We start from the raw sequence: 17,320 nt of genomic DNA, 5'->3' as shown, positions 1-17,320 counted from the left end.
AATCAAACAGTCCATTCTGACGCATTAAATGAAATTATGCTTGGGGAATGGAGCCTCGCGACACCCTGGGCCGCCCCCTCAAGGCGCTGCGCATCTCGGTCACCGACCGCTGCAACTTCCGGTGCACCTACTGCATGCCCAAGGATGTCTTCGGGCCGGACTACCCCTTCCTGGCCCGGGAGGCCCTGCTCAGCTTCGAGGAGATCACCCGGCTGGCGCGGATCTTCATCAGCCTCGGCGTCACCAAGATCCGCCTCACGGGGGGCGAGCCCCTCATGCGCCGGGAGCTGCCCGCCTTGGTGCGCATGCTCTCGGCGCTGCCCGGCCTGGAGGATCTCGCCCTCACCACCAACGGCGTCCTCCTGCCCGACCTGGCCCGTCCCTTGAAGGAAGCCGGCCTGAACCGGATCACCGTCAGCCTCGACACCCTGCGCCCCGACCGCTTCCGGGCCATCAGCGACACGGACCTGCCCCTGGACCGCGTGCTGGCGGGCGTGACGGCCGCCCGGGCCGCGGGCTTCAGCCCCGTCAAGCTGAACTGCGTGCTCAAACGCGGCCTGAACGACGACGAGATCATCGACCTGGCCGCCTTCGCCCGCGACGAAGGTCACACCCTGCGATTCATCGAGTTCATGGACGTGGGCACCACCAACGGCTGGCGGATGGAGTCCGTGGTTCCCGCGGCCCAGGTGCACCAGATACTCAACGCCCGCTGGCTCCTGGAGACCCTCGAGGCCGGCGAGGACGCCGTGGCGCGGAGCTGGCGCTACCGCGACGGCAAGGGCGAGGTGGGCCTCATCGCCTCCGTCACCGCCCCCTTCTGCCGCGGCTGCAACCGGGCCCGCCTCTCCGCTGAGGGCAGTCTCTACACATGCCTCTTCGCGGGGCAGGGCCTGGACCTCAAGGGGCTGCTCCGCAGCGGCCACAGCGACGGGGACCTCGCCAGCCTCCTGGGCTTCCACTGGAAGCGGCGGGAGGACCGCTACTCCGAGCTCCGGCGCGGGGCCACGCCCGGCCTGCCCAAGGTGGAGATGTCCCGCATTGGCGGCTAGGAAATCCTCCAGTCATCCGGGGTAGGATCTCCCCATGACGCCCCGACACGCCCTCGTCACCCTGGCCCTGGCCACCCTCCTCGGCGCGGCCGCGCCTACGGCCGCCCTTCCCGCGGCGCCACCTGCCGCGGTGGTCCATGGCGGCGCCGGCAGCCCCCGCACCCGCATGGACGGGACGGATCCGGCCGCGGCCAAAGCCCTGGCGGCCCTGAAGGCCGGCGGCAGCGCCCTGGAGGGAGCCCTGGCCGGCGTGGTGGTGCTGGAGGATGATCCCCGCTTCAACGCGGGCACCGGCGCCAACATCCGCCTGGACGGCAAGACCATCCAGATGGACGCCGCCTGCATGGACGGCGCCACCGGCGGCTACGGCGCCGTGGCCGCCATCGAGCGCGTGAAGAACCCCGTGCTGGTGGCCCGCAAGGTCATGGACACGCCCCACCTCCTCATCGTGGGCGAGGGCGCCACGCGCTTCGCCCGGGCCATGGGCTTCCCCGACTACGATCCCACCTGCACCGAGAACAAGGCCCGCTTCCAGCGCGTGCAGGCCATCCTCAAGGGCTCTGACCCGCGCCAGCTCGAGGCCTGGAAGCGCTACGACTGGAAGAAGGCCTGGAACTTCCCCACGCCGCTGAAAGAAGCGCTGGGCCCCTCGGACACCGTGGGCTGCGTCACCCGCGACGCCAAAGGGCAGTTCGCCGCCGCCATCAGCACCGGCGGCACCACCATCACCTTCTACGGCCGCGTGGGCGACGTGCCCATGTTCGGCGCGGGCATCTACGCCGGCCCCAAGGGCGCCGTGGCCTGCACCGGCAACGGCGAGGACATCATCAAGCACCTGGTGGCCAAGGCCACCTACGACCTGCTGGCCCGGGGCCTCCCCGCCCAGGAGGCCGTGGACCGCGCCCTCAAGGCCTTCCCCCCCACCATCGACCTCGGCCTCGTCGCCGTCGGCCCCACCACCACCGGCGGCGGCTGCAACTACAGCGCCGAGAAGAAGGCCTTCGTCACCGACTACCGGAACCAGATGGCGTGGAGCGCCGCGCAGTAGCCTCACGCCCTCCGCATCATCTGGGCGATGAGGAAGGCCATCTCCAGGCTCTGGCTGCGGTTGAGGCGGGGGTCGCAGCCGCTCTTGTAGGCCCGCTCCAGGTCGGCCTCGACGAGGCCCTCTACGCCACCGGTGCACTCTGTGACGGGCTCGCCGGTGAGCTCGAAATGGACGGCGCGCAGCCGCGAGCCGTGGGCGCGGTGCAGGTCGGCCACCTCGCGCAGCTCCTGGAGGATGTCGCCGAAGTCCCGGGTCTTGAGCCCGCCCTTGGTCGTACGCCCGTTGCCATGCATGGGGTCGCAGCTCCACAGCACGGGATGGCCCTCGGCCCGGGCGGCTTCGATGAGGGCGGGCAGCACGCGGCCCGCCTTCCCCGCCCCGAAACGGGTGATGAGGGTGAGGCGTCCCGGCTGGCGCTGGGGATCCAGCTTGGACAGCACCTGTCGCAGCTGCTCCGGCGTCATGGAAGCGCCGACTTTCAGACCGATGGGGTTCGCCAGGCCGCGGATGTACTCCAGGTGGGCGCCGTCCAGCTGGCGGGTGCGCTCGCCGATCCAGAGGAAGTGCGCACCCAGGTTGTAGTGGGCCCCCTTCTCGGGCACCCAGCGGGTGAGCGCCGTCTCGAAGGGCAGGTGCAGGGCTTCGTGGCTGGTGAACAGCTCGCCGGTGCGCAGGTGCTCGGGCAGGCCGCCCAGGCACTTCACGAAGTCGAGGGAGACCCGCACCTGCTCCAGAGTCTCCAGGTAGTGGCCCGCGTCCTCGCGGCTCCAGGGCAGGTCCCAATGTTCCGGGTTGTGCAAGTCCGCGAAGCCGCCGTCCACCAAGGCCCGCAGGTGGTTCAGGGTGGCCGCGGCGCGGTGGTAGGCCTCCAGGAGGCGCCGGGGATCGGCCTCGCGCTGGGTCGGATCGAGCCCGTTGATGAGGTCCCCGCGGTAGACGGGCACGCGATGGCCGTCCACCAGCTCCGTGTCCCCGCTGCGGGGCTTGGCGTACTGGCCCGCGATGCGGCCCAGGTGGACCACGCCCGTGCGGCCGCCGTGGGTGATGAGCACGGACATCTGGAGCAGCACGCGCAGCTTGTCCTGGATGAGACTTCCGCGGCAGTCCGCGAAGGCCTCGGCGCAGTCGCCACCCTGGAGGAGGAAGCGCCTTCCCGCGGCAGCCTCGGCGATCAGGCTCCGGAGGTGGTCCACCTCCTCGGCCACCACCAGGGGCGGCAGCTCCCGCAGCTCCGCCAGGGCCGCCTCCACCGCCGCGGCGTCGCGGTAGCGCGGCTGCTGGGCGGCGGGCAGGCCGCGCCAGGAATCGGGGGTCCAGGTCCAGCCGGTCATCGCGCCACCTCCAGCGCCCGGGGGTAGCTGCCCAGAACCTTCAGCGAGGCGCAGACGCCCCGCAGCTCCTCCAGGGCCTCCGCCAGCGCCGGGTCCGCCGCATGGCCCTCCACATCGAGGAAGAAGACGTATTCCCAGAGCTTGCGCCGGGTGGGCCGGCTCTGGATACGGCTGAGGTTCAGGCCCCGCCGGGCCAGGGGCTCCAGCAGGCGCAGCAGGGCGCCGGGGCCGTCCTGGGCCATGGCCAGCAGGGTGGTGCGGTCGCGGCCCGTGGGCTCGGCGGACTTCGGCCCCAGCACCAGGAAGCGCGTGGCGTTGGCGGCCAGGTCCTGGATCTTCGTCTCGGCCACGCGGAGGCCGAAGAGATCCGCGGCCAGCTCGGAGGCCACCGCCGCGCCCTCGGCGTCCTCCCGGGCCAGGCGGGCGGCTTCCGAGGTAGAGGGCGCCTCGACGCGGTCGACCCCGGGCAGGTGCGCCTCCAGCCAGCGCCGGCACTGGCCCAGGGCCTGGGGATGGGAGTAGACCCGCCGCACGCCGCCGACCTCGAGCTCCGGCCGCAGCAGCAGGGCCTGGTCCACGGGCAGGAGGATCTCCGCGCAGATGGCCAGGGAACTGTCGAGAAAGGCGTCGAGCGTGGAGTCCACCGAGCCCTCGGTGGCGTTCTCCACGGGCACCACGCCGTAGTCGGCGCGCTGGCGCTCCACGGCCTGGAAGACAGCCTGGATGGTGCCCTGGGGCAGGGCCTGGCCGGAGCCGCCGAACTGGTGGCGCGCCGCCAGGTGGGTGAAGGTGCCCTCGGGGCCCAGGAAGGCCACCCGCAGCGGCTTCTCCAGGCTGAGGCAGGCGCTCATGATCTCCTGGAAGACCGTGCGAACGGCCGGGGCCGGGAAGGGTCCGGCGCTCGCGGCCTCCAGGCGGGCCAGCACCTCCCGCTCCCGGGCGGGGGCATGGAAGAGGGCGTCGGGCGCGGCCTCGGCCTTGAGGCGGCCCACCTCCGCGGCCAGGGCCGCCCGGCGGTTCAGCAGGGCCAGCACCTGGTCGTCCACGGCGTCGATGGCCTGGCGGAGGCCGGGGAGGGACGGGATCTCGGTCATGGTGGACTCCTGGAATGCGAAAACCCCCGAGCCTTGCGGTCTCGGGGGCGATGGTTCGAAGCGGTTCCGGGTCTAGACGCCGCCTACCCTCGCACCCGAGGTGCGAAAGCTAAAGAAGAAGGCGCGGGAGGCGGTCATCACGGTCTAGACACCTTGCCGGAAAAGACCTTGGCCTGCAAGGAGAAACCGAGGAACGCGAAGGACGCGAGTGAAGGCGCGAAGACCGCGAAGAGAGGCTCGGTCCAAATAGGACATCCTTTTATCCTTCGCGCCTTTCTTAGCGCCCTTCGCGTTCCGCCTTTTGCTTTCCCTGATCTCAGGCCCCGAGGCAGGTCACGACCTCCGCCAGGCAGGCCGCCCACACCTCGTCGGGGGTCTCGTCCAGGAAGAACTCCACGGCATGACCGGCGGGTCGGGCCTCGGGGTGCTGCGACCAGGCCTCGAAGAGGGCGTCCAGCGGGGCGGCGTCCAGGGCGTTGCGGCGGAGCTTGTGGGATTTCCGCGTGCGATCGGGATCGGGCCCGCGCAGGCAGACGCCCTCTCGGCGGGTGGCCACGAAGGTGAAGGCCTGGACCCACTTGCCGTCCATGAGCTGGTTGAAGTGGAAGAAGGCCCCGTGGTGGCTGCGGGAGTAGTCGAACACCCGGTGCTTCCCCCGCCACTTGGCCACCCAGAGAGTGAGGATGGCGGCCAGCCGGGCCCGCTCCGAGGCGTGCTTCAGGCAGCTCTGGGCGTAGGGCAGGAACTCGTCGAGCAGGTCCACAGGGAGGCCTCCGGGGCCTCCACCCTACCGCAGGCCCGGCCTCTCCCGGAGCGCCATTCCATGCGACCTGCCGGGCTGCGGGCACCCCTCCATGGAGGAGGTCGACCTGGTGGAATCGATTCAGAGTCTCGATCCCGTCGCATCACCCCCACCACTCCACAGCCGGGGTCAGGCGGAGCTCTCGAAGGACGCCGCTGTTCCGCCGCCTGACAGTGTTCTCCCGAAGCCCTTCCGGATCCGCCAGTTGCTGACCCGAGGTCAGGGGCCACCGGGTGGCGGGGGTCGGATATTAACAACCAGATAATCCATACAGAATGATTGATACTCTAGCTAAGTCCTTATGATTCCAGGCCCCTGTGGCATGAGTCACAAGTGTCCCCGATTAGGTTTTTAGACACAGAAATCCCCGGGCGGTCATCGCATGCTGAACGGATCTGGAGGCTTCCATGTCCGACACGGCCCGCCCGCTCATCACCGCCGAGAACCTGCCCGCGCCGCACTGGCATGCCACCCACCAGGAAGCCCAGAAGCAGCTGACCGACATGGCCAAGGCCATCGGGGCCGGGGACTGGAAGCGCGTGGATCTCGGGGCCCGGTGGGTCTATGAGGAGCTCAAGCCCCACAACGAGGCCGAGGAGCGCGAGCTGCTGCCCCTGCTGGAGGAGCTCGGGGCCGAGTCCCTGGTGCAGCGCATCCAGGACGAGCACCGCCAGATGTGGGATCTGACCCTCCAGCTGCTCTCCGAGATCAACGAAGGCCAGGTCCGGGCGCCCCAGGCCCTCACGCTGCAGGGGCAGCGGCTCGTGGATCTGGTCCGCGACCACATCGAGATGGAAGAGCGGCTCATGCTGCCCCTCCTCAAGGGGAAGTCCATGTACTGGTCCGACGAGGAGACCCAGGACGGCTACCTCATCCTCGAGAAGAAGCTCATCGCCCCCGAGACCTGGTCCTTCATCGTCCAGGCCCCGCAGGTGGCCCGCGGCCGCAAGCCCGGCCAGTTCTTCATGGTCGCGCCGTTCCCCGAGAGCGAGCGCATCCCCCTCACCCTGGCCGGCGGCGACGCGAAGAAGGGCTACATCCACTTCATCATGCAGGAGGTGGGCGCCACCACGAAGGCCATGGGCAGGCTCAGCGCCGGCGATCGCCTCTTCGCCGTGGCCGGCCCCATGGGCACGCCGACGGAGCTGGTGGAGGAGGGCACCATCGTGCTGATGGCGGGCGGCTACGGCTCCGCCGCCATCCTGCCCGCCGCCGAGGAGCTCCACGCCCAGGGTCGTCGCGTCATCACCATCCTGGGCGGCCGCAGCAAGGAGCGCGTGCTGCTGGCCGACGAGCTGGGCGCCGCCTCCGCCGAGCTCATCGTCACCACTGACGACGGCACCCTGGGCCGCCAGGGCCTGGTGACCGACGCCCTCAAGGACATCATCGCCCGCGAGAAGGTCGCCCAGGTGGTGGCCGTCGGCCCCCTGCCCATGATGCGGGCCGTCTCGGACCTGACCAAGCCCCACGGCATCTTCACGCTCGTGAGCCTCAACGCCCTCATGGTGGATGGCACGGGCATGTGCGGCGGCTGCCGCGTCAGCGTGGGCGGCCAGACCAAGTTCGCCTGCTTCGACGGCCCCGACTTCGACGGCCACCAGGTGGACTTCAACATGCTCCGCATGCGCCAGGACTGGTACAAGGCGGAGGAGCACGACGCCTGCGATCCCTCCGAGTGCAAGATCGGCCGCGTGGCCGCCACGGGCCCCGTGGACTACTCCAAGTACCTGAACGAGCCCGTCACCGAGCTGGACTGGCAGAACCTGGATCTGAACACCATCAAGCCCAGCCAGAAGATGAAGATCCCCCGCCAGGAGATGGCCTGCCAGCCGCCGGAGCTGCGCGTGTGCAACTTCGACGAGGTGAGCCTGGGCCTCTCGCCCGAACAGGCCCGGCTCGAGGCCGCCCGCTGCATCCAGTGCAAGCACCCCGCCTGCATCGAGGGCTGCCCGGTCAATATCAACATCCCTGCCTTCCTCATGGAGATCGTCCACGAGGATCCCCAGGGCGCCGCCCGCATCATCAAGGAGAGTTCCTCGCTGGGTTCCGTCTGCGGCCGCGTCTGCCCGCAGGAGAAGCAGTGCGAGATCAAGTGCGTGGTGGGCATCAAGGGCCTGCCCGTCTCCATCGGCCGCCTGGAGCGTTACGCCTCCGACTCCATGCTGGGCTCGGACGAGCTGCCCCCGGTGGAAGCCCCCACGGGCAAGAAGGTGGCCGTCATCGGCGCGGGCCCCGCGGGCCTCACGGTGGCCGGCGAGCTCATCAAGAAGGGGCACCAGGTCACGGTCTACGACGCCCTCCACAAGCCGGGCGGCGTGATGCTCTACGGCATCCCCGAGTTCCGCCTGCCCAACAAGATCGTGGACCAGGAAGTGGGGACCCTCCGCCGCCTGGGCGTGAAGTTCATCATGAACACCCTCGTGGGCCGCAGCATGACCCTCGATGACCTGCGCAAGGACCACGACGCCATCTTCATGGGCACCGGCGCCGGCCTGCCCAAGATGATGGGCATCCCCGGCGAGGAGTACAAGGGCGTCTACACCGCCAACGAGTTCCTCACCCGCATCAACCTCATGCGCGCCGACCTCTTCCCCGAGTACGGCACGCCGGTGACCGTCGGCAAGAACGTCATCATCGTGGGCGCGGGCAACACGGCCATGGACGCCTCCCGCGCCGCCCGCCGCATGGGCGCCGAGAAGGTCACGGTGGTCTACCGCCGCACGGTGAAGGAATCCACGGCCCGCAAGGAGGAGCTGGAGCACGCCCACGAGGAGGGCGTCGAGTTCAAGTTCCTCTGCACGCCCGTGCAGCTCCACGGCAACGACAAGGGCTGGATGACCCATGCCGAGTGCGCCGTGATGGAGCTGGGCGAGCCCGGCCCCGACGGCCGCCGCAGCCCCAAGATGACCGACGAGCGCATCATGATCCCCTGCGACACCCTGGTGGTCGCCCTGGGCTTCGATGTGAACCCCCTCATCGCCCAGACCGACAAGGGCCTCAAGACCCTCAAGGGCGGGGTTGTTGTCGTCGACAACGAAACCGGTGAGACTTCCCTGCCCGGCGTGTTCGCGGGCGGCGACGTCATCACCGGCGGCGCCACGGTCATCCTGGCCATGGGCCAGGGCCGGCGGGCCGCCGCCGCCATGCACCGCCGCCTCATGGGGGAGCCCCAGGTTGCGGTCTGACCACTGGACCATCTTGTGATGAATATTGACCAATCCATCAGATATGATGGGCCTGCCTTGTTGCCTGTCCCGATCCTGGATTGCCTGTCCTGAAACCTATCCCCGGAAGCGCCCCGAAGAAGCACGCCGGAAGGAGCGAAACCATGAGCAAGCGCTTGATGAAGACCCTGGATGGGAACGAGGCCACCGCCTCGGTCGCCCACCGCCTCAGCGAAGTCATCGCCATCTACCCCATCACGCCCTCCTCCAACATGGGCGAGTGGGCGGACGAGTGGAGCTCTCAGGGGAAGACCAACGTCTGGAAGACCATTCCCTCGGTCATCGAGATGCAGTCCGAAGGCGGCGCCGCCGGCGCCGTCCACGGCGCCCTCCAGGCCGGCAGCCTCACGACGACCTTCACGGCGTCCCAGGGCCTGCTCCTGATGATTCCGAACATGTACAAGATCGCCGGCGAGCTGACGCCCTTCTGCATGCACGTCACCGCCCGCACCCTGGCCGCCCACGCCCTGAGCATCTTCGGCGACCACTCGGACGTCATGGCCTGCCGCCAGACCGGCTTCGCCATGCTGAGCTCCGAGAGCGTCCAGCAGGCCCACGACTTCGCCGCCATCTGCCACGCCGCCACGCTGCGCAGCCGGGTGCCCATCCTCCACTTCTTCGACGGCTTCCGCACCAGCCACGAGGTGGCCAAGATCGAGATCCTCAATGACGAGGACCTCCGCCACATGGTGCCCGACGAGCTGGTGGCCGACTTCCGCAAGATGGCCCTGACGCCCGATCACCCGATGATCCGCGGCACCGCCCAGAACCCTGACACCTTCTTCCAGGCCCGCGAGGCCTGCACGCCCTATTACGCGGCTTTCCCGGCCATTGTGCAGCAGGAGATGGACCGCTTCGCCGCCCTCACCGGCCGCCAGTACCGCCTCTACGACTACTTCGGCCACCCCGAGGCCGAGCGCGTGATCGTGACCATGGGCTCGAGCTGCGACGTCACCCACGAGTACGTCGAGTGGGCCATGAAGCAGGGCGAGAAGGTCGGCGTGCTGAAGGTCCGCCTCTTCAGGCCCTTCGCCATCCCCGAGTTCGTCCGCGCCCTGCCCGCCTCCGTGAAGAAGATCGCCGTCCTGGACCGCTGCAAGGAGCCCGGCGCCCCCGCCGATCCCCTGCACCTGGACGTGATCGCCGCCCTGCGCGAGGGCCGCGAGGAAGGCCACACCAAGCTCGATCCCATCGTCGTGGGCGGCCGCTACGGCCTGTCCTCCAAGGAATTCACGCCGGCCATGGTCCAGGGCATCTACGAGAACCTGGCCAAGGACGCGCCGAAGAACCACTTCACCGTCGGCATCATGGACGACATCAGCCACAGCTCGCTGACCTACGACGCCCACTTCGACGTGGAGCCCGCCGACGTGACCCGCGCCCTGTTCTACGGCCTGGGCGCCGACGGCACGGTGGGCGCCAACAAGAACTCCATCAAGATCATCGCCGAGGAGACCCCGAACTTCGGCCAGGGCTACTTCGTCTACGACTCCAAGAAGTCCGGCGCCATCACCATCAGCCACCTGCGCTTCGGGCCCCGTCCCATCAAGAGCGCCTACCTGGTGACCAAGGCCAACTTCATCGCCTGCCACCAGACGAGCTTCCTCGACAAGTACGAGATGCTCGAGACCGCCGTCCCCGGCGCCACCTTCCTGCTCAACACCCCGAACAGCGCCGAGACGGTCTGGGACACCCTGCCCGTGGAAGTGCAGTCGGCCATCGTCGAGAAGAACCTCAAACTCTACGTGATCGACGCCTACGAAGTGGCCAAGAACACCGGCATGGGCGTGCGCATCAACACCATCATGCAGACCTGCTTCTTCGCCATCTCCGGCGTGCTGCCCCGCGAGGAGGCCATCGAGCAGATCAAGAAGGCCATCAAGAAGACCTACGGCAAGAAGGGCGACGCCATCGTCCAGAAGAACTTCGTGGCCGTGGATGAGACCCTGGCCCACCTGCACCAGGTGACGGTGCCCGGCAAGGTGACCGCCACCCGCAAGCGACCGCCCATGGTGGCCGACGAGGCTCCGGACTTCGTCAAGCGCGTCACCGCCGTGATGATGGAGGGCAAGGGCGACCTGCTGCCTGTCAGCGCCTTCCCCGTGGACGGCACCTGGCCCGTGGGCACCACCAAGTGGGAGAAGCGCAACATCGCGCTGGACATCCCCGAGTGGGACGCCTCCATCTGCATCCAGTGCAACAAGTGCGCCATGGCCTGCCCCCACGCCGCCATCCGCGCCAAGGTCTACGATCCCTCCGAGCTGGACGGCGCGCCGGCCACCTTCAAGGCCGTGGACTACAAGGGTCCCGAATACAAGGGCCAGAAGTACACCATCCAGGTGGCCCCCGAAGACTGCACGGGCTGCACGCTCTGCGTGGAGGTCTGCCCCGCGAAGGACAAGAGCAACCCCAAGCACAAGGCCATCGACATGGTGCCCCAGGCCCCGCTGCGTGAGCCCGAGGCGGCGAACTTCAAGTTCTTCCTCGACCTGCCCGAGGCTGACCGCACCACAGTGAAGCTGGACGTGAAGGGCACGCAGTTCCTCGAGCCGCTCTTCGAGTTCAGCGGCGCCTGCTCCGGCTGCGGCGAGACGCCCTACATCAAGCTCCTCACCCAGCTCTTTGGCGACCGCACCCTCATCGCCAACGCCACGGGCTGCTCCAGCATCTACGGCGGCAACCTGCCTACCACGCCCTACACCGTCAACAAGGACGGCCGCGGCCCCGCCTGGGCCAACAGCCTCTTCGAGGACAACGCGGAGTTCGGCCTGGGCCTGCGCCTCTCCGTGGACAAGCACCAGGAGTTCGCCCTGGAGCTGATGCACCGCATGACCGCCCAGCTCGGCGATGAGCTCATCGCCGGCATCGCCGCCTCCGACCAGAGCACCGAGGCCGGCATCAAGGCCCAGCGCGAGCGCGTGGAGGCCCTCAAGCAGAAGCTGGCGGGCCTCAAGGAGCCCGAGGCCAAGATGCTCTACGATCTGGCCGACTACCTGGTCAACAAGAGCGTCTGGATCGTGGGCGGCGACGGCTGGGCCTATGACATCGGCTACGGCGGCCTCGACCACGTCCTCGCCTCCGGCCGGAACGTGAACGTCTTGGTGCTCGACACCGAGGTCTACTCGAACACGGGCGGCCAGGCCTCCAAGTCCACGCCCATGGGTGCCGGCGCCAAGTTCGCCATGGCCGGCAAGGCCATGCCCAAGAAGGACCTGGGCATGATCGCGATGACCTACGGCGGCATCTACGTGGCCAAGGTGGCCTTCGGCTCCCGCGACATGCAGACCGTGAAGGCCTTCCAGGAAGCCGAGTCCTACAACGGCCCCAGCCTCATCCTTGCCTACAGCCACTGCATCGCCCACGGCTACGACCTGGCCCACGGCGCCGACCAGCAGAAGATGGCCGTGGATTCCGGCCACTGGCCGCTGTTCCGCTTCGACCCCCGCCGCATGGACAGGGGCGAGACGCCGCTCCAGATGGACTCCGGCGCGCCGAAGATCGAGCTCGGCCAGTACGTGCGCAACGAGACCCGCTACCGCATGATCGAGCAGCAGAATCCCGAGCACTTCAAGAAGCTGCTCGCCCAGGCGCAACACGACACCACCAACCGCTTCTCGGTCTATGAACAGCTCGCGAAGCTCTCCATCAAGGGCAAGGAAAGCTGAAGGGGGAATCCATGAACCTCTCCACCACCTACCTCGGCCTCAAGCTGGCCCATCCGTTGATGGCGGGCGCCTCGCCCATGGTCGACGACATGGGCATGGTCAAGCGCCTCGAAGATGCCGGTGCCTCCGCCATCGTGATGCACTCGCTCTTCGAGGAGCAGATCACCCGCGAGGAAGAGGGCACCATCATGGACATGCAGCTCAGCTCGCACTCCAGCGCTGAGGCCCTGTCCTACTTCCCGCAGCCCGACGACTTCCGCCTGGGGCCCGAGAAGTACCTCGAGCAGATCCACCGCATCAAGGCGGCGGTCTCGGTCCCGGTCATCGCGTCCCTGAACGGCACCACCTCCGCGGGCTGGCTGCACTACAGCAAGCTCATGGAACAGGCCGGCGCCGACGCCCTGGAGCTGAACGTCTACTACCTGGCCACGGATCCCAAGGAATCCGCCGCCGCCGTGGAGAAGCGCACCCTCGACGTGATCCGCGTCGTGAAGTCCCAGGTGAAGATCCCCGTGGCCGTGAAGCTCTCGCCGTTCTTCTCCTCCCTGGCCCACTTCGCCGGCGAGCTGGAGGCCGCGGGGGCCGACGGACTGGTGCTCTTCAACCGCTTCTTCCAGCCCGACATCAATGTGGAGGAGCTGACCGCGGAACCGAACCTCCAGCTGTCCAGCCCCGAGGAGCTGCTTCTGCGGCTTCGCTGGCTGGCCGTGCTGCGCAGCCATGTGAAGGGCAGCCTCGCGGTCACCGGCGGTGTCCACGATGGCATCGGCGCCCTCAAGGCTGTCATGGCGGGCGCGGACGCGGTGCAGATGGTCTCCGCCCTGCTCATCCACGGTCCCGAGCGGCTGGCCCAGTCCCGCGCCGCCCTGGACGAATGGCTGGACGAACACGAATACGAATCCCTGGCCCAGGCCCGGGGCAGCATGAGCCTCCAGAAGTGCCCCAGCACCCAGGCCTTCACCCGCGCGAACTACATGCGAATTCTCAATGGTTGGAAGGCCTAATGCCTTCTTTTACCCACAAGGCCCCCGGAGAACCGGGGGCCTTGGCCATTGTGAAAGAAATCATACTCTTTGGATGTGATTGACCTGAATATCGTCTATCATTCTTGATCGAATCATCTTCCATCTTGCGTAGGTGACCATGCTCCCACTGTCCCAGTCCTCCGGTTACGCAGTCCTGGCCATGAGCTGCCTCGAGGATCCCGGTGGCAAGCCCACGCTGGTGGTGGACGTGGCGGCCCGCACGGGCTTCCCCCGGCCCTACCTCTCCAAGATGATCCACAAGCTCGCGAAGGTGGGCCTGGTGCTGGCCAAGCGCGGCAACAAGGGCGGCGTGGTGCTGGCCCTGGCCGCCAAGGAGATCACCCTGGACCTCATCGCCGAGGCGGTGGACGGCTCCGAGTGGCGGAACCAGTGCCTGCTGGGCTTCAAGGAATGCAGCGACGAGCGGGCATGCCCCGCCCACACCTTCTGGAAGTCCGAGCGCGACCACATCCATCGCTGCCTGAAGGACATCTCCCTGGAGGAGATCCGCGCCTTCGAGCAGCAGAGCCGCACCTGGCGCCTGGCGGATGCGCTCCCCGAGAAGAAGCTCAAGCCCAAGCCCAAGAAGGCCGCCAAGCCGACCGGGGCGAAGGCGCCGGCCCGGAAGCCCGCGGCTGCGAAGGCCACCGCGAAGAAGGCCTGATCCCCCGCCCCGGATCATCCGCTCCGGATCTTCAGACCGGAGCGTGATTCCGTGCCGCCTCGGTCGTGGCCAGGAAGCCATGGTCGGCGCGGAAGCGCTCCACGCCCGGATCCTGATGACGGGCCATGTCCGCCAGGGTGACGGAGCGCAGGCGCACCAGGATCTCCTGCAGGGTCTGCTTCCAGTACTCATGGAGCACGCAGGGCGTCTCCTCTGTGCACCCGGCCAGTCCCATCAGGCAGCGCTTGCGCCAGGCCACGCCGTCGATGGCCTCGGAGAGGTCCTCCAGCGTGATCTCCGTCGAGGGCTTGGCCAGGACGACCCCGCCGTGATGGCCGCGGCGGGCGGTCACCAGGCCCTTCTTGGCCAGCTTGTGGACCAGCTTCGAAAGGTAGGATCTCGGGATGCCGGTGTAGTCCGCCACGGATTCCACCAGGACCGGTTGTCCACCGGGTTCCTGGAGGCATCGCATGGCGCGCAGCGCGTAACCGGTGGTCTGTGACAAGGGGAGCACACGCACCTCCATGGAGAGGGTTGTCTTGAGGCCTCATCAATGAGGATCCGTCGGTAATCTAACGAGTCAACCACCCTTGTGATCTTCGTCACCATCTGGATGTAGATTGTAAAAAAACACAGACCCGCCCCAGCCCCTTCGTAAGAATTCGACCCGGATCCTGGACAGGTTCCGGGTCGAAGAAGGTGGTGGAAGGGACGGGAATCCCGTCCCTTCCAGGCTGTGGTGGCTGTCTAGTGCACCTTGGCGGGATCGAAGGTGGCGCCGGCCCCGTGGCAGGTGCCGCAGGATTCCCCGGCCAGGTTGAGGCCGCTGCGGAGCACCAGGACCTGCCCGCCCTGCTGGTTCATGTGGGCCTTGGAAATGGTGCTGTCGTGGCAACTGACGCAGGCGGCCGTGAAGGGCGTGGTCACCAGGTCATTGGCGTTGTTGGTGGTCAGCGCGGCCTTGGCATCCGCCGGCGTGCGGTTGGTGCCATTGAGGAACACGCCGTTGTCCGCTTCCTGGCGGGAGGCCAGGGCATTGGCGGGCACGCCGCTGTAGCCGGTGGGGGTATGGCAGCTCTGGCAATTGTTCAGGATGCCGGGGAAGCCGATGTTCGCCCCGTCGATGAGGTTGATCGCGGACGGCGTCCGATCGCGGGCGATCTTGATGGAGTCGTTGCGATCCTTCCCGGCGTGCAGGCCGTGGATCATGTCCTTGAAGTTGTTGGTGACCTGCGGGAACGCCAGGGCGGCGTTCGGCAGGGTCTTGTCGAACTGCCAGGCGGTGAGGATGGCCTGGTCGGAAGTGGAGAACGTATAGGCGTTCAGGGCGGTATCGGAGATGCCGCGACCGCTGGTGGTCAGGCCGGGCACGTGGCACTGCACGCAAACCTGGACTTCGTAGACGCGGTTGCCGCCGTGGCCTTCGAACCACTCGTGGCACTTGGCGCACTTGGCGGAATCGATGACGGTGCGGCGGGCCGTGTCGCCGGTCACGGTCTTGATGACCGAAATGGCGTGGCGGGCCACGTTACCCGCGGAAATGATCTGGGTGAAGTAGCCCTGCAGGGACACGGAACGCATCTTCGCCCCGACGGGGAAGATCTTCGTGCCCACCAGGTTGGCGGTGTAGTAGCCGTCCGCGTCGGGCCCGGAGAGGGTTCCGCGGGTGGCGGCGTAGTTGGGGTCCAGCAGGTTGGCGATGGAGACGCTGATGGGCTGGAAGTTGGAGGTGCCGCTGCCGATGTTGTTGTAGTCGGCGGGGGCGGCCACGCCGTCCTGGGGCAGCGCGTAGGCCAGCAGGAAGCTGGGGGAGCCCGTGAAGCCATCCAGGGGGTTGGCCATGCCGGCCGCGGGGGCCAGGAAGGTCGCGTTGGCGCCGTCGACCTTGACCTTGAAGACCACGGTCGCGGTCGTGTCGGTGGCCGCGGCGGACTTGATCTCGTAGGTGACGTTCTTGAGCCCGGCGGGGATGCTCGGGTTGTTGGGCGTCACGTTGTTGGCCATGTGATAGGTCGTGATCGCGTCGGACGTGTGGCAGATGGTGCAGGCCTGGTCGTCGGTCAGGGGGACGTTGGTCCCGGGCATGTGGTTCACACCGGTGGCGAAGTCCACCTGGTCGTGGCAGGAGCCGCAGGCCAGCCGGGTCGGCTTGGTGTTCCAGTTCGTGGACTGGGGCACGGCCGAGTGGCACTTCAGGCACATCTTCTGGCCGCCATCGAGGATGGAGTAGCCGATGTTGTTGTAGAGCACGTTCGCGTAGTTGTAGCCGGTCTTGGTCAGCTCCTTGCCCATGTGGATCTGGTGCACCATCGTGGGGAAGTCGCCAGCGGCCTTGCCGTTGATCTTGTAGGTGCTGCCGCTGTAGCCGGTGGCCGTGGTGGTGGCTTCAGCGCGGCCGAACTTGCGCTGGTCCGTGTGGCAGACCACGCAGTAGCGGGCTTCGACGCGGCCGCCGCCATGGAAGGCCAGCTTGCCATGGCACTCGTTGCAGCGGTTGATGGAGACGACATCGCGGATGTCCGTGCCGGCCGCCACAGCGGCGCCGGTGGAAGGCACGAAGTCATAGATCACGTTGATGGGGTTCTCCAACGCGACACCCGGAGTGAGCGTGACGCCATCAGGCGTGTTGCTGCCGGTGCCGGGGGCGTTGCCCGAGAACTGCAGGGTGATGCGATGGACGAGCGTGGGCGCATAGGTCACGTCGCCCAGATCGGCCTTGACGCTGGGAGCGGTGTAGGTCGCCGCGTCCAGAGCAGCCTGCGTCTTGGTGATGTCACGGTAGAAGGTGTACTTGTAGGTGCCGTCGCCGTTGTCCACCAGCGTGCCGGTGTTGTCGGTGGTTGGCGTGGTGGGGCCGGCCGCGATCGCGGCGCCGGTGGAGGCCTTGATGACCGGCACGGAGGTCACGATGTAGCTGACCCACTTGCTGGGAGCCTTCGTGGCGGCGTCCTCGGGCACCAGCTTCGCGACGGCGAAGGCCAGGTTGGGATAGCCGGTCAGCGTGGCGAGGTTGCCACTCCGATCGGGGACGGTGCTCTTCGACGTGACGGCGCCGAGGCCCACGATGGGCGTGCCGGCGGCGTCCGTGAGCTTGAAGTTCACCACCGGAGCGGCGCCCATGGTGACACCGGTGATCTGGCCCACCGGCTTGAGGGCGGCCCATTGCTCAGGGGACAGCTTGGCGACATCGACAAGCGGAACGGCATTGGTGCCGTTGGTGCCATTGGTTCCGTTCGTGCCGTTGGTGCCGTTCGTGCCGTTGAGGCCGTTCGCGCCGGCAGAACCGGTCTTGCCGTCGCAGGCGATCAGCGTCAGAAGCGCCGCGGCCGTCACGAGGGCTCCGCAGAGCTGTTTCAGAGGTCTCTGTTGCATGCTTCATGCTCCTTTCAGGGAGTCGAGCTGCGTTGTGGGGTAG

At 67.8% G+C, this 17,320-nt stretch carries 11 protein-coding genes; 6 read left to right on the top strand and 5 right to left on the bottom strand.

The window, feature by feature from the left end; genetic code table 11:
• Positions 1 to 47 precede the first annotated feature (47 nt).
• Together moaA and MLG87_RS07895 are read left to right on the top strand one after the other, a co-directional pair.
• Complete coding sequence (gene moaA, locus MLG87_RS07900) at positions 48 to 1,052, top strand: GTP 3',8-cyclase MoaA (protein WP_243294657.1); 1,005 nt, start codon at positions 48 to 50, stop codon at positions 1,050 to 1,052.
• 34 nt (positions 1,053 to 1,086) lie between these two features.
• On the top strand, positions 1,087 to 2,100 hold the full coding sequence (locus tag MLG87_RS07895; RefSeq protein ID WP_243294656.1) for an isoaspartyl peptidase/L-asparaginase: 1,014 nt from the start codon (positions 1,087 to 1,089) through the stop codon (positions 2,098 to 2,100).
• A gap of 2 nt (positions 2,101 to 2,102) precedes the next feature.
• Here MLG87_RS07895 and MLG87_RS07890 read toward each other — a convergent pair whose 3' ends face one another.
• The 3 genes from MLG87_RS07890 to MLG87_RS07880 all read right to left on the bottom strand — a co-directional run bounded on the left by MLG87_RS07890 (position 2,103) and on the right by MLG87_RS07880 (position 5,288).
• Positions 2,103 to 3,431, bottom strand: coding sequence for a 3-deoxy-7-phosphoheptulonate synthase class II (locus MLG87_RS07890; RefSeq protein ID WP_243294655.1), 1,329 nt, complete (start codon positions 3,429 to 3,431; stop codon positions 2,103 to 2,105).
• A complete protein-coding gene (pheA, locus tag MLG87_RS07885; RefSeq protein WP_243294654.1) occupies positions 3,428 to 4,525 on the bottom strand; it encodes a prephenate dehydratase in 1,098 nt (365 codons plus the stop codon). Before pheA ends, MLG87_RS07890 begins: the two co-directional genes overlap by 4 nt.
• A 316-nt stretch (positions 4,526 to 4,841) precedes the next feature.
• A complete protein-coding gene (locus tag MLG87_RS07880) occupies positions 4,842 to 5,288 on the bottom strand; it encodes a hypothetical protein (protein ID WP_243294653.1) in 447 nt (148 codons plus the stop codon).
• Positions 5,289 to 5,734: 446 nt separating this feature from the next.
• On the opposite strand from MLG87_RS07880, the gene gltA reads away from it, so the two are divergent.
• From gltA to MLG87_RS07860, 4 genes are all read left to right on the top strand, one after another.
• Positions 5,735 to 8,512, top strand: a complete 2,778-nt coding sequence (gene gltA / locus MLG87_RS07875; protein ID WP_243294652.1) for an NADPH-dependent glutamate synthase — start codon at positions 5,735 to 5,737, stop codon at positions 8,510 to 8,512.
• Between the two features lie 143 nt (positions 8,513 to 8,655).
• Positions 8,656 to 12,216, top strand: a complete 3,561-nt coding sequence (gene nifJ, locus MLG87_RS07870; RefSeq protein WP_243294651.1) for a pyruvate:ferredoxin (flavodoxin) oxidoreductase — start codon at positions 8,656 to 8,658, stop codon at positions 12,214 to 12,216.
• A gap of 11 nt (positions 12,217 to 12,227) precedes the next feature.
• Positions 12,228 to 13,220, top strand: coding sequence for a dihydroorotate dehydrogenase-like protein (locus MLG87_RS07865; RefSeq protein ID WP_243294650.1), 993 nt, complete (start codon positions 12,228 to 12,230; stop codon positions 13,218 to 13,220).
• A 139-nt stretch (positions 13,221 to 13,359) separates the two neighbouring features.
• A complete protein-coding gene (locus tag MLG87_RS07860; protein WP_243294649.1) occupies positions 13,360 to 13,905 on the top strand; it encodes an RrF2 family transcriptional regulator in 546 nt (181 codons plus the stop codon).
• A gap of 31 nt (positions 13,906 to 13,936) precedes the next feature.
• On the opposite strand, the gene MLG87_RS07855 is transcribed toward MLG87_RS07860, so the two are convergent.
• Both MLG87_RS07855 and MLG87_RS07850 read right to left on the bottom strand, forming a co-directional pair.
• Positions 13,937 to 14,419, bottom strand: a complete 483-nt coding sequence (locus MLG87_RS07855) for an RrF2 family transcriptional regulator (RefSeq protein ID WP_243294648.1) — start codon at positions 14,417 to 14,419, stop codon at positions 13,937 to 13,939.
• Positions 14,420 to 14,652: 233 nt separating this feature from the next.
• A complete protein-coding gene (locus tag MLG87_RS07850) occupies positions 14,653 to 17,277 on the bottom strand; it encodes an OmcA/MtrC family decaheme c-type cytochrome (RefSeq protein WP_243294647.1) in 2,625 nt (874 codons plus the stop codon).
• Between the last annotated feature and the right edge of the window lie 43 nt (positions 17,278 to 17,320).

The organism is Geothrix mesophila (assembly GCF_022808835.1).
Lineage (GTDB): Bacteria > Acidobacteriota > Holophagae > Holophagales > Holophagaceae > Geothrix > Geothrix paludis.
This window is presented reverse-complemented; position numbering and strand designations above follow the sequence as displayed.